The organism is Modestobacter sp. VKM Ac-2982, assembly GCF_026967935.1.
Lineage (GTDB): Bacteria > Actinomycetota > Actinomycetes > Mycobacteriales > Geodermatophilaceae > Modestobacter.
Genome location: NZ_JAPVBL010000003.1, coordinates 711,200 through 723,155, shown reverse-complemented (window position 1 = coordinate 723,155; position 11,956 = coordinate 711,200). Strand labels below are relative to the sequence as shown.

Genomic DNA, 11,956 nt, shown 5'->3' with positions numbered 1-11,956 from the left:
TCAGCACTCTCGACCGCGTCATGCGGCCGGGGAGCCGGGGAGAGGGGACGGGCCAGGTGACGCGAGCGAGCAGGGCGCGGCGGCTGGCGACCGGTGCCGCGTACGGCGGTGGCGGCGTCGGGCTCGCCGGAGCCGCCTTGGTGACCCTGCTGCGCGAGGAGGCCAGGGCCGCCCGGCGACGGGTCAAGGCCAACCCGTCCGAGGCCGACCCGCCCACCGGCAACGGCGTGTACGGCCGTGGCCGCGGCAAGCCGATCGTGCTCGCGGTGCTCGGCGACTCCAGTGCCGTGGGGCTCGGGGTGGACAAGGCCGGGGAGACCCCTGGTGTGCTGATCGCCGCCGCACTGGCCGAGCTGGCCGAGCGGCCGGTCCGGCTGGCCAAGTTCGCCCGGTCCGGGGCCGTGTCCAAGGACCTCGCCGCCCAGGTCGACCACGCGTTGCTGGAACGGCCGAACGTCGCCCTGATCATGATCGGCGCCAACGACGTGACCAGCCGGGCCCGTCCCGCGGACTCGGTGCGGGCGCTCGCCGAGGCCGTGCGCCGGCTGATCGCCGCCGACTGCCAGGTCGTCCTCGGCACCTGCCCCGACCTGGGCACCATCCGGCCGATCGCCCAGCCGCTGCGGGTGCTGGCCCGGCGCTGGAGCCGCCAGCTGGCCGCCGCACAGACGATCGCCGTGGTGGCCGAGGGCGGGCGCACCGTCTCCCTCGGCTCGGTCCTCGGTCCCTCGTTCGCCAGCGACCGGACGCTGTTCAGCCACGACGAGTTCCACCCGTCCGCGGCCGGTTACGCCGCAGCGGCCGCCTCGCTGCTCCCCTCGATCGCCGACTCGATCGGCGTCTGGCCGGCAGCGGCCGACCGCGGCCTGCGGCTGCGCCGGGACACCGTCCGGCCGGTCGCCCAGGCCGCGGCCCGCGCCGCCGGCCGGTCCGGCACCGAGGTGCAGCCGACCGCCGTCCGCGGGAACGAGTCCGGTCCCCGCGGCCCGTGGGCCCGGCTCCGCCGGCGCCGCCCTCCGGACATCTCGACGCCGGAGCGCGCGGACGAGTCCGCCCTCGAGGCAGCGCCGCACTGAGGTCCCCGCCCCCGCGGGTGGCGGAGCTACCCGGGGGTAGGTTCGGGAGGCATCTGACGTCCGTTGCCGCCCTCGAGGTGGCGCGCCTCATCGTGGAGGACCCATGCCCGAAGCTGTCATCGTCGCCGTCGCCCGATCCCCCATCGGCCGCGCGTTCAAGGGGTCGCTGAAGGACCTCCGCCCGGACGACCTGGCCGCGACGATCACCCGGGCCGCGCTGGACCAGGTGCCGCAGCTCGACCCGACCGACATCGACGACCTGATGCTGGGCTGCGGCCTGCCCGGCGGTGAGCAGGGCTTCAACATGGGTCGGGTCGTCGCCGTCCTGCTGGGGATGGACCACCTGCCCGGGACGACGATCACCCGGTACTGCTCCTCCTCGCTGCAGACCACCCGGATGGCGCTGCACGCGATCAAGGCCGGCGAGGGCGACGTGTTCATCTCCGCCGGCGTCGAGCTGGTGTCCCGCTTCACCAAGGGCAACTCCGACGCCATCCCGGACACCCACAACCCGCGCTTCGCCGACGCCGAGGCCCGGGTCGCCAAGACCGCCGAGAGCGGCGCGGAGAGCTGGCAGGACCCGCGCGAGGACGGCGAGCTCCCCAACGCCTACATCGCCATGGGCCAGACCGCGGAGAACCTCGCGCTCCTCAAGGACGTCTCCCGCCAGGAGATGGACGAGTTCGCCGTGCGCAGCCAGAACCTGGCCGAGCAGGCGATCGCCAACGGCTTCTGGGAGCGGGAGATCACCCCGGTCACCACGCCCGACGGCACCGTGGTCAGCAAGGACGACGGCCCGCGCGCCGGCACCACGCTGGAGGGCCTGGCCGGGCTGAAGCCGGTGTTCCGCCCCGACGGCCGGGTGACCGCGGGCAACGCCTGCCCGCTCAACGACGGCGCGGCCGCCCTGGTGATCATGAGCGACCGCAAGGCGCAGGACCTCGGCATCACCCCGCTGGCCCGGGTCGTCTCCACCGGGGTCACCGGGCTGTCGCCGGAGATCATGGGCTACGGCCCGGTCGCGGCCTCGCAGCAGGCACTGGCCCGGGCGGGCATGTCCATCTCGGACATGGACCTCGTGGAGATCAACGAGGCGTTCGCGGCCCAGGTCATCCCCAGCTACCGCGACCTGGGCATCGACATCGACAAGCTGAACGTGCACGGTGGCGCGATCGCCGTCGGGCACCCCTTCGGCATGACCGGCGCCCGGATCACCGGCACGCTGCTCAACGGGCTGCGCGCCCGGGACGGCCAGTTCGGCCTGGAGACGATGTGCGTCGGCGGCGGCCAGGGCATGGCGATGGTGCTGGAGCGCCTCTCCTGACGTCGCGCCCCGGCGGCCGAGCGGCCGCCGGGGCTGCACGCGCAGACGACCGTGGCCCGGCCCCCTCGCGGGGACCGGGCCACGGTCGTTGGTGCGTCTGCTGGTCAGCTCACTCGCGGAAGTAGCTGAGCAGCCGCAGGATCTCGATGTACAGCCAGATGACCGTGACGAGCAGGCCGAAGGCGATGTACCAGGCGAACTTCGGCTCGACGCCGCGGCGGATCGCCTCGTCGGCCATGTCGAAGTCCAGCAGCAGCGTGAACGCCGCGACGCCGATGACGACGATGCTGAAGATGATGGCCAGCGGGCCACCGTCGCGCAGGCCCAGGCCGCCCGGGATGAAGAAGCTGGCGACCAGGTTGACGATCACGAGCGCCAGGACGCCGAAGAGCGCGCCCACGATCCAGCGGGTGAGCTTCGGGGTGACCCGGATGGCGCCGGTCTTGTAGACCACCAGCATGCCGGCGAAGACACCGAAGGTGCCGATGAGCGCCTGCGAGACGATGCCGCTGTACTGGTCGTTGAACATCTCGCTGATCGCACCGAGTGCGACGCCGTAGAGAGCGCCGTACGTCAGCGTCGCGACCGGGTTGGCGATCTGCTTGAACGCGATCACCAGGCCGAGCACGAGGGCGACCAGGACGGCCGGCAGCGTCAGGCCCAGGGCGAGACTGTCCGGCAGCACGGCCCAGGTGACGGCGGCGGAGAGCACCGTCACCAGGAAGCTGAGGCCGGTCTTGGTGACGACGTCGTCCATCGTCATGTAGGCGCGGTCGGTGGCGGCGTACGGCGACGGAGCGGCGTACGGGTCGTGCTGGGTGGGTGCCCCGCCGTACGTCTGCTGCGGGGCGGAGCCCCAGCCGGCGGACGGGCCGTTGCCGGCTGCCGGGAGGCCCCGGAAGGCCGGGTTGCTGCTGGGCATCGTCATCTCCTCGAGGTGACTGGTCGGGCCGTGGGGCTCAGTTCGTCCGCCCCACGCTGTCTGGTGTAACGCCAGGTCAGTGCCGGTAGTTCCCGTTGGCCCCGGACCACCCGGACGGGTGCCCCCGGTCGGGTTCGAACCGACACCGGGACCCTTTTAAGGGGCCTGCCTCTGCCGATTGGGCTACGGGGGCGCGGGCTCGCGGCCCGCCGGGGACCTTAGCTGGCCCGGGGGCCCGACTGGTCCCGGTCTGCCGCGCTCGGCGGCGGGATCGCCGGGGCCTGGCCGCCGGTGGCCGCGGCGACGAACTCCCGCCGCGGGTTCTGCAGCTGGCCCAGTGCGATGACCTCCCGCCGGAACACCGAGGCCAGCGCCCAGTCGGCGATCACCCGCACCTTGCGGTTCAGGGTGGGCACCCGGCTGACGTGGTACGCCCGGTGCATCAGCCAGGCCGGTCGGCCCTTGAGCTTGACCCCGTAGACCTGGGCGACCCCCTTGTGCAGCCCGAGGCTGGCCACCGAACCGGCGTAGGCGTGCCGGTACTCCACCGGCTGCTCACCGTCCAGCACGGCCACGATGTTGTCGGCCAGCCGCTTGGCCTGGCGCACCGCGTGCTGGGCGTTCGGGGCGGTGGTGGCGCCGGGCTCGTCCTTGGTCAGGTCCGGCACCGCGGCGAGGTCGCCGGCGGCCCACGCGCCGTCCAGCACCGCGCCGTCCAGGCCGTCGACCTGCAGCGTGGCCCGGCAGCGCACCCGGCCGCGCTCGTCCAGCGGCAGGTCGGTCCGGGCGAGCATCGGGTGCGGCTTGGTGCCCGCCGTCCACACCAGGGTGTCGCTGGCGAACTCGTCGCCGTCGCCGGTGCGCACGACGCCGTCGTCGGAGACGGAGTCCAGCGTCGTGTTGAGCTTGACCTCCATCCCGCGGGCCTGCAGCTGCTGCACGGTCCAGGCACCCATGTCCGCGTCGACCTCGGGCAGGATCCGGCCGGTCGCCTCGACCAGGACCCAGCGCATGTCCGCCGGGGAGAGCCGGGGGTAGTAGCGCTCGAGCGCGTATCGGGCCATGTCCTCCAGCTCGGCGAACGCCTCGATCCCGGCGTAGCCCCCGCCGACGAAGGTGAAGGTGAGCGCCCGCCGGCGGACCTGCGGGTCGTCGGTGGAGCTCGCGGCGTCCAGCCGGGCCAGCACGTGGTTGCGCAGGTAGATGGCCTCGCCGACGTTCTTGAAGCCGATGCCGTGCTCGGCGAGACCGGGGATGGGCAGGGTGCGGGCGACCGAGCCGGCGGCCATCACCAGCACGTCGTAGCGCAGCTCGAAGGAGTCGCCCTCAGCCGGTGTCACCGTCGCGGTCCGGTCGGCGTGGCTGAGCCCGGCCACCGCACCGGTGATCACCCGGCACTGCTCCAGCGTGCGCCGCAGCGGGACGACGACGTGCCGGGGCTCCACGGAGCCGGCCGCCGCCTCGGGCAGGAAGGGCTGGTAGGTCATGTGCGGCTGGGGGTCGACCACGATGATCTCCGCCCGACCGCGGCGGAGCTTCTTCTGCAACCGCAGGGCGGTGTAGAGGCCGACGTAGCCGCCGCCCACGATCAGGATCACCGGTCGCTGGGCCATGGCCTCACCGTAGGCCCGCAGCCGCCCCGGCAAACCCCTCCCGGCGACGTCAGTCTGCGGCCAGCTCCTTCGCCCGGTCGAGCACCGCGTCCAGCATCGGTTCGGTGAGCCGGCCGGTGAAGGTGTTCTGCTGGCTGACGTGGTAGCTGCCGAGCAGGGTGAGCGGGCCGCTCGGGCCGGCCAGCGACACCTCCACGCCGTGCCCGAACGCCGGCCGCGGCCGGGGCAGCGGCACCCCGGCACCGGCCAGCACCGGCCACAGCGCGGTCCACCCGAACCCGCCGAGCACCACGATCACCCGCAGCCGGGGCAGCAGCGCCAGCTCCCGGGCCAGCCAGGGCGAGCAGGTGTCCCGCTCCTCCGGGGTCGGCGCGTTGGCCGGCGGCGCGCACCGCACCGCGGCGCACACCCGGACGTCGGTGAGCTCCAGCCCGTCGTCCCTGGCGACCGAGGTCGGCTGGTTGGCCAGGCCGGCCCGCCACAGCGCGGCGAAGATCCAGTCGCCGCTGCGGTCGCCGGTGAAGACCCGCCCGGTGCGGTTCCCGCCGTGGGCGGCCGGGGCCAGGCCGACGACGCCGATCCGCGCGTCCGCAGGCCCCAGCCCGGGCACGGGGCGTCCCCAGTACTCCTCCGCCCGGAAGGAGGCCCGTTTGACCCGGGCCACCTCCTCGCGCCAGGTCACCAGCCGCGGGCAGGCCCGGCAGCCGGAGATGCGTTCGTCCAGCACCGCCAGCTCGCGGCTGCCGGCGGCGGCGCGGACGACCCCGGCCGGGCTGCGGGTGACGGGGAAGCCGTCGGCGTCGCGTGCCACCCGGACAGCACAGCACGCGACTGCGAAGCGCGCGCCGGCCGCCCCCACGGCATGATCGGGGGGTGGCGAAGAAGCAGAAGGTGAAGACCCCGTTGTTGTACAAGCTGCTCGGCCCTGCGATGGCCATCCCGGCCGGGATCGTGGTCAAGAAGCTCGCCGACACGACGTGGGAGAAGGTGCGCGGCTACCCGCCGCCGAAGAACCCGGCTGCACCCGGCGTCAGCTGGCCCGACGCGCTGGCCTGGGCCGCGGTCTCCGGCGCGCTCTACGCCGCCGGCCGGCTGGTCGCCGCCGCCGGTGCCGCCACCGTCTACGAGAAGATCACCGGCAGCCTGCCGCCGGGCGTCAACGCCGACAGCGCCGCCTGAAGAAGCAGAAGGACCCCCTTGCCCCCCGCCACTCGCGAGCTCGCGGCGGGGCCCTGCAAGGGGGCCAACGGGACGGGGCCCTGCGGCCCCGTCCCGCGGCGTCAGGACCGCGCGAGGCGGAGGGCGATGCCGTCGAGGATGTCGTGCTCGCTGACGACGACCTCGTCGAGGTCGAACGCGTCCATGACCACCCGCAGCACCAGTGCGCCGGCGCCGATGACGTCGACCCGGCCCGGGTGCATCACCGGCGAGGCGGCCCGCCGGGCCCGGGTGGCGGTCAGCAGGCCGGCGGCGACCGAGCGGACGGCGCCCACCGGGATCCGTGACCCGTGGATGGCGACCGGGTCGTAGGCGGGCAGGCCGAGCGCCAGGGCGGCGACCGTGGTCACCGAACCGGCCAGCCCGACCAGGGTCGCGGCCTCACCGACCGGCACGGCGGCGGCGACCAGCTCCAGGGCCGCGCGCACGTCGCCCTCGGCGGCCTGCACCTCGTCGGGGGGCGGCGGGTCGCTGCGCAGGTGCCGCTCGGTCAGCCGGACGCAGCCCACGTCCACCGACCGGGCAGCCCGCACCCCACCGGCGTCCCCGAGGACGAACTCCGTCGAACCGCCGCCGATGTCGACGACCAGGTACGGCGGGCGCGGGGCCGCAGCGCCGTGGGCCTGCGCGGCGGCGGCCAGCGAGGCGGTGGCCCCGAGGAAGGAGAGCTCGGCCTCCTCCGTGCCGGTGACCACGTCGGGCAGCTGGCCCAGGGTGGCGGTCACCATCGCCTCGAAGTCCTCGCGGTTGGCGGCGTCCCGGCTGGCGCTGGTGGCCACCATCCGCACCCGCTCGGCGCCCAGCTCCCGGGCCTGGGCGGCGTACTCGGCGAGCACCAGGCGGGTGCGCTCGATCGCCTCGGGCGCCAATCGGCCGGTCGCGTCCACCCCCTGGCCGAGTCGCACGACCTCCATCCGGCGGAGCAGGTCGGTGTGCGGGCCCTCGACGGGCACGTCGGCGACCAGCAGCCGGATGGAGTTGGTACCGCAGTCGATGGCGGCGACCCGGGTCATCGGACGTCCTCCGGGTCCTGGGGAGACGGCTGGGCGCACGGACCGGCCGCCCACCACTCCCCCATCTCCGCGACCGCCCGGTCACCGATCGGGTTCACCCCGGGCCCGGCGGCCAGGGCGTGCCCGGCCAGGGCGTGCAGGCACTTGACCCGGTCGGGCATCCCCCCGGCGCTGGCCCGGGTGGGCAGCACGTCGCGGGAGTCGCGGGTGGCCAGGAACAACTCGTGCGCCGCCCGGTACCCCGCCGCGAGCTCCGGGTCGGTGGCCAGCTCCGCCTGCCAGTCCCGCATCCTCCCGGCCGACTCCAGCCGGCTGGCGGCGGCGGTCGCCCGCGGGCAGGTCAGGTAGTACAGCGTGGGGAACGGCGTGCCGTCCTCCAGCCGGGGCGCGGTCTCGACGACGTCGGGCTGGCCGCAGGGGCAACGGTGCGCGACGCCGACGAGCGCGCGTGGCGGCCGTCCCAGCTGACGGGCGATGACGGCGCGCTCGGCGGCGGTGACCGGCGGCGAGACCGGCGCGGGGTCGGGACTGTGCACGTCCCTAGTCTGCGGGAGGGCCCGGATCGGTGACCGGGGGGTCGCCGTCGGCTGCGGCGAGGGAGCTGAGCAGCCCCTCGTACCAGGGCACGGGCGCGTTCCGCGCGGTGCTGCCGGCCGGGGGCTGGGCGGTGTCCCCGGGGTCGCCGGCGTCACCGACGACGACCAGCCGGTCGCCGGGCAGCACCATGGTCAGCCGCTCCCGGGCCTGCTGGGCGATGTAGGCGGGGTCGGCCTGGCGGTCCAGCTGGGCCTCCAGGTCGGCGGCGCGCTGGTCCAGCGCCTGCTGCTCGGCGGCCAGCTCGGCCAGCTCCTGCCGCCCGGCCACGTACTGGCGCAGCGGACCGGCGAGGGTCAGGGCCAGCAGCAGCACGAGCGCACCGAGCAGCACGGCGCGGCCGGTGAACCGCGGGCCACGCCGGGGGGCGGTGCTGCGGGCCGGGCGCCGGGTGGTGCGACGGCCCGGCCGGTTGTCGGCCGCGCCGCGGGCACCGGCCCGCACCGGCCGCGACGAGCTCCGGCGGCGGGTGCCACCGGGCCGGGCGCGGCGGGTGCGGGCGGTGCTCACGTCGTGCTCGGACTCAGCTGCGCGAAGCCAGGCGCGGGAACGCGGCGGCGCCGGCGTAACGCGCGGCGTCGTCCAGCTCCTCCTCGATCCGCAGCAGCTGGTTGTACTTGGCCACGCGCTCGCTGCGGGCCGGGGCACCGGTCTTGATCTGCCCGCAGTCGGTGGCGACGGCGAGGTCGGCGATCGTGGTGTCCTCGGTCTCGCCGGAGCGGTGGCTCATCATGCAGCGGTAGCCGTTGCGGTGGGCCAGGTTGACCGCGTCCAGGGTCTCGGTGAGCGTGCCGATCTGGTTCACCTTCACCAGCAGCGCGTTCGCCGCACCGCGGGCGATGCCGTCGGCGAGCCGGGTCGGGTTGGTGACGAACAGGTCGTCGCCGACGATCTGCACGCGGTCGCCCAGCTCCCGGGTCATCGACACCCAGCCGTCCCAGTCCTCCTCGTCGAGGGGGTCCTCGATGGAGACGATCGGGTAGGCGTCGACCAGGCCCTTGTAGTAGTCGACGAGGTACTCGGCCGACCGGGTCTGCCCCTCGAAGTCGTAGCCGCCGTCGGTGTGGAACTCGGTGGCGGCGACGTCCAGGGCGAAGGCGATGTCGGTGCCGACGGTGTACCCGGCGGCCTGCACGGCCTCGACGATGAGGTCGAGGGCGTCCCGGTTGCTGGGCAGCGACGGGGCGAAGCCGCCCTCGTCACCCAGGCCGGTGGCCAGGCCGCGCTTCTTCAGCACCGACTTCAGCGCGTGGTACGTCTCGGTGCCGACCTGGAGCGCCTCGGCGAAGCTCCCCGCGCCGATCGGGGCGATCATGAACTCCTGCACGTCGACGTTGCTGTCGGCGTGCGCGCCACCGTTGAGGATGTTCATCATCGGCACCGGCAGCAGGTGCGCCGAGGGGCCGCCGACGTAGCGGAACAGCGGCAGGCCCGAGGACTCCGCGGCCGCCTTCGCGACGGCGAGGGAGACGCCGAGGATCGCGTTCGCGCCGAGCCGGGACTTGTCCGGGGTGCCGTCGAGCTCGATCAGCCGCTGGTCGACCAGCCGCTGCTCGGCGGCGTCGTAGCCGACGAGCTCCGGGCCGATGACGTCCAGGACGCCGTCGACGGCCTGGGTCACGCCCTTGCCGCCGTAGCGGGTCCCGCCGTCCCGGAGCTCCACCGCCTCGAAGGCGCCGGTCGAGGCGCCGCTGGGCACGGCGGCCCGGGTGATCGTCCCGTCGTCGAGTGCGACCTCGACCTCCACGGTGGGGTTTCCGCGCGAGTCGAGGATCTCCCGCGCGCCTACTGCATCGATGCTGGCCACGGGCTGCAGCCTAGCCAGCTCCCGAGGTCCTGCGGCACACCCGCGCCCGGAGCGGTCGGGCCGGCGGCCGGCGGGCGCCTGGGACGATGGCCGGCGATGACTCCCCCGCCCCCGCTCCGCCGGCACCGGCGCGCCGTCCGGCAGCTGCTCCTCGGACTGGTCCCGGTGCTGCTGGTGGGGGTCGTCGTGCTGGTCGCGCTGGCGCTGCGCCTGTCCGACGTGCAGGCCCCGCTGGCCGCCGCCGACCGCGCCGCGACCGCGACGGTCACCGCCGCCGGCACCGCCCCCGAGGGCCGCGGGCTGGACGTCTCCTTCCGCGACGACTCCGGCCGGGAGCGCAGCGGCACCCTGGTGCTCGACGAACCGCTCGACGTGCCGGTCGGCGCCGAGCTGACGGTGCAGCACCCCGCGACCGCCCCCGCGGGCGACCCGGTCCGCGTGTACACCGACGGGGACGCCGCCCACGCCGCGGTCGGGGACGTCGTCTTCGGCCTGGCCGCCGTGGTCCTGGTGCTGCTCGCCGTGTCCACGCTGACCCTGGCCCGGCTGCTCAGCCGCCCGCGGCTGCGCTCCCGGCCCGCCACCACGGTGACCGCCACCCACGTCGTCGGGAACCAGGGTCTGCTGATGCGCAGCTGGCTGGAGCTGGAGTCGCCGGCCGGGCGGCGTTGGCTGCCCACGCACTGGGCACCGGAGCTGGACCGGCTGCCCCCGGGCAGCCGGGTCGAGGTGTGCGGTGACCCGGACCGGGGCCGCCTGGTGCTGCCGGTGCTCGACGGCGCCGAGGTGTGGCCGTCGGGGCGGCTGCGCAGCCAGGAGCCGCGCGGCGGCGTGCGGCAGGCGCCCGTCGTCCCCGACGCCGGCGAGGTGGGACTGGCCCGGCAGGCGCGGGCGGACGGCGTGCTGCCCTTCCTCGCCCCGGTGCTCGGCCTGCTCTGGGCCTACGTGGACGGCAGCGGCCTGGCGGGGTTCGTCGTGGCGACCGCGCTGTCGGCGGCGGTGCTGTTCTGGGTCCCCCAGCTGCTGGGCTCGGACCCGCAGGCCACCCGCCAGGACTGAGAGGAGGACCCCGAGCGTCAGGCGAGCGGCTTCTCGCGGGACTCCTCGTCGAGCCGGGCCCGCTCGGCCAGCTCGGCCTCGCTGGGGCCGGTGAAGGCCCGGGAGCGTTCCCGCGCCTCCTGGCTCCCGGTGAACAGGCCGGACTGCGCACCGGCCGGCCGGGTGGCGCCGTCGACCGCGGCCGGCCGCGTCGGTGCGGTGTCCGGGCCGGCGATGCCCTCGTTGCGCACCTTCGGCAGGGCGGTGGGGTGCTCGCGCTGCAGCCACACGACCAGGCCCTCCCGCACGTGGCAGCGCAGGTCGAACAGGGTCGGGCCGTCCTTGGCGCTGACCAGCACCCGGACCCGCACCACGGCCCCGACGGCGTCGGTCACCTGGAGCACCACGACCCGCTCGTCCCACAGCTCGTTGCCCACCACGAGCCGGTCGAGCTCGGCGCGCATCTCCTCCAGCGGCACCGTCCAGTCGACGTCGAGCTCGACCGACCCGAGGACGGCGGACTCCTTGCGGGTCCAGTTCTGGAAGGGCGTCGTCGTGAAGTGGGTGGAGGGCAGCACCAGTCGCCGGTCGTCCCAGACGTGCACCACGACGTAGGTGAGCGTGATCTCCTCGATCCGGCCCCACTCGTCCTCGACCACCACGACGTCGTCGACCCGGATGGCGTCGGTGAACGCCAGCTGCATCCCGGCGAACACGTTGGCCAGCGAGGTCTGGGCGGCGAGCCCGGCCACCACCGACAGCACCCCGGCGCTGGCCAGGATGCTGGTGCCGGCCGCGCGGGCCGCCGGGAAGGTCAGCAGCATCCCGGCGATCGCCAGCACCGCGATCACCGCGACGGTCAGCCGGCGGATCAGCGTGACCTGGGTGCGCACCCGCCGGGCGTGCCGGTTGTCGTCGACGTCGACGTCGTAGCGGGCCAGCGCCAGGTCCTCGACGACGAACGCGGCGACCGCGATCAGCCAGGCCACCACGGCGATGAGCGCCAACCCGAGGACCCGGACGACGACGTCGCGCCAGTCGCCCACGCCGGGCGCGGCGTCCAGCACCAGCGTGACCGCGAGCAGCACGAGCAGCACCCGCAGCGGCCGGCGCCCCCGCCGGGACAGGTCGGCCGCCACCGGCGAGGACCCGGCGAGCCGACGCACCAGCGCCCCGATCGCGACGGCGACCAGCCAGGCCACCAGCGCGGCCCCGGCGACCACCAGCAGCAGCAGCCAGGTGCTCCGGGGCAGCACGCCGGAGACGACGCCGTCGGCGGCGAGCGGGGACGGGGTGGTCGGGAACGCGGTCAGCGGCACGCGGCGGGAGCTCCTTCGTCGTCGGCGGGGCG

At 75.0% G+C, this 11,956-nt stretch carries 12 protein-coding genes and 1 tRNA gene; 4 read left to right on the top strand and 9 right to left on the bottom strand.

What is annotated here, in order from left to right; all coding sequences use genetic code 11:
• Positions 1-56: 56 nt before the first annotated feature.
• Positions 57-1,076 (top strand): SGNH/GDSL hydrolase family protein, encoded by a 1,020-nt coding sequence (locus O2W20_RS14065; protein ID WP_269172008.1) that lies wholly within the window; start codon positions 57-59, stop codon positions 1,074-1,076.
• A gap of 103 nt (positions 1,077-1,179) precedes the next feature.
• Positions 1,180-2,400, top strand: coding sequence for an acetyl-CoA C-acetyltransferase (locus tag O2W20_RS14060; RefSeq protein ID WP_269172009.1), 1,221 nt, complete (start codon positions 1,180-1,182; stop codon positions 2,398-2,400).
• 109 nt (positions 2,401-2,509) lie between these two features.
• Here O2W20_RS14060 and O2W20_RS14055 read toward each other — a convergent pair whose 3' ends face one another.
• From O2W20_RS14055 to O2W20_RS14040, 4 genes are all read right to left on the bottom strand, one after another.
• Positions 2,510-3,322 carry a Bax inhibitor-1/YccA family protein gene (locus O2W20_RS14055; protein ID WP_269172010.1) on the bottom strand — a complete coding sequence of 271 codons (813 nt, stop codon included), beginning with the start codon at positions 3,320-3,322 and terminating at the stop codon, positions 2,510-2,512.
• A 119-nt stretch (positions 3,323-3,441) separates the two neighbouring features.
• Positions 3,442-3,515 (bottom strand) — tRNA-Leu (locus O2W20_RS14050).
• A 25-nt stretch (positions 3,516-3,540) separates the two neighbouring features.
• Positions 3,541-4,935: an NAD(P)/FAD-dependent oxidoreductase gene (locus O2W20_RS14045; protein WP_269172011.1), complete on the bottom strand. Its 1,395-nt coding sequence runs from the start codon at positions 4,933-4,935 to the stop codon at positions 3,541-3,543.
• 49 nt (positions 4,936-4,984) lie between these two features.
• Positions 4,985-5,746 (bottom strand): uracil-DNA glycosylase, encoded by a 762-nt coding sequence (locus O2W20_RS14040; protein ID WP_269172012.1) that lies wholly within the window; start codon positions 5,744-5,746, stop codon positions 4,985-4,987.
• Positions 5,747-5,808: 62 nt separating this feature from the next.
• On the opposite strand from O2W20_RS14040, the gene O2W20_RS14035 reads away from it, so the two are divergent.
• Positions 5,809-6,114 (top strand): DUF4235 domain-containing protein, encoded by a 306-nt coding sequence (locus O2W20_RS14035; RefSeq protein ID WP_164700481.1) that lies wholly within the window; start codon positions 5,809-5,811, stop codon positions 6,112-6,114.
• Positions 6,115-6,215: 101 nt separating this feature from the next.
• On the opposite strand, the gene O2W20_RS14030 is transcribed toward O2W20_RS14035, so the two are convergent.
• From O2W20_RS14030 to eno, 4 genes are read right to left on the bottom strand one after another with little or no spacing between them, the layout of a single operon-like run.
• Positions 6,216-7,166 (bottom strand): Ppx/GppA phosphatase family protein, encoded by a 951-nt coding sequence (locus O2W20_RS14030; protein WP_269172013.1) that lies wholly within the window; start codon positions 7,164-7,166, stop codon positions 6,216-6,218.
• Positions 7,163-7,702 (bottom strand): DUF501 domain-containing protein, encoded by a 540-nt coding sequence (locus tag O2W20_RS14025; protein ID WP_269172014.1) that lies wholly within the window; start codon positions 7,700-7,702, stop codon positions 7,163-7,165. Before O2W20_RS14025 ends, O2W20_RS14030 begins: the two co-directional genes overlap by 4 nt.
• Before the next feature lie 4 nt (positions 7,703-7,706).
• Positions 7,707-8,270, bottom strand: coding sequence for an FtsB family cell division protein (locus O2W20_RS14020; protein WP_269172015.1), 564 nt, complete (start codon positions 8,268-8,270; stop codon positions 7,707-7,709).
• Between the two features lie 13 nt (positions 8,271-8,283).
• Positions 8,284-9,567 carry a phosphopyruvate hydratase gene (gene eno / locus O2W20_RS14015; protein ID WP_269172016.1) on the bottom strand — a complete coding sequence of 428 codons (1,284 nt, stop codon included), beginning with the start codon at positions 9,565-9,567 and terminating at the stop codon, positions 8,284-8,286.
• A 96-nt stretch (positions 9,568-9,663) separates the two neighbouring features.
• On the opposite strand from eno, the gene O2W20_RS14010 reads away from it, so the two are divergent.
• Positions 9,664-10,626 (top strand): hypothetical protein, encoded by a 963-nt coding sequence (locus O2W20_RS14010; RefSeq protein WP_269172017.1) that lies wholly within the window; start codon positions 9,664-9,666, stop codon positions 10,624-10,626.
• Positions 10,627-10,643: 17 nt separating this feature from the next.
• Here the strand turns inward: O2W20_RS14010 and O2W20_RS14005 are convergent, their stop codons facing one another.
• Positions 10,644-11,924: a mechanosensitive ion channel family protein gene (locus O2W20_RS14005; RefSeq protein ID WP_269172018.1), complete on the bottom strand. Its 1,281-nt coding sequence runs from the start codon at positions 11,922-11,924 to the stop codon at positions 10,644-10,646.
• Positions 11,925-11,956: the final 32 nt, after the last annotated feature.

Excerpts from the sequence above, each read along its gene's own strand:
- O2W20_RS14045 (WP_269172011.1), bottom strand. The coding sequence starts at position 4,935 with ATGGCCCAGCGACCGGTGATCCTGATCGTGGGCGGCGGCTACGTCGGC.
- O2W20_RS14060 (WP_269172009.1), top strand. The coding sequence starts at position 1,180 with ATGCCCGAAGCTGTCATCGTCGCCGTCGCCCGATCCCCCATCGGCCGC.
- O2W20_RS14030 (WP_269172013.1), bottom strand. The coding sequence starts at position 7,166 with ATGACCCGGGTCGCCGCCATCGACTGCGGTACCAACTCCATCCGGCTG.
- O2W20_RS14010 (WP_269172017.1), top strand. The coding sequence starts at position 9,664 with ATGACTCCCCCGCCCCCGCTCCGCCGGCACCGGCGCGCCGTCCGGCAG.
- O2W20_RS14055 (WP_269172010.1), bottom strand. The coding sequence starts at position 3,322 with ATGCCCAGCAGCAACCCGGCCTTCCGGGGCCTCCCGGCAGCCGGCAAC.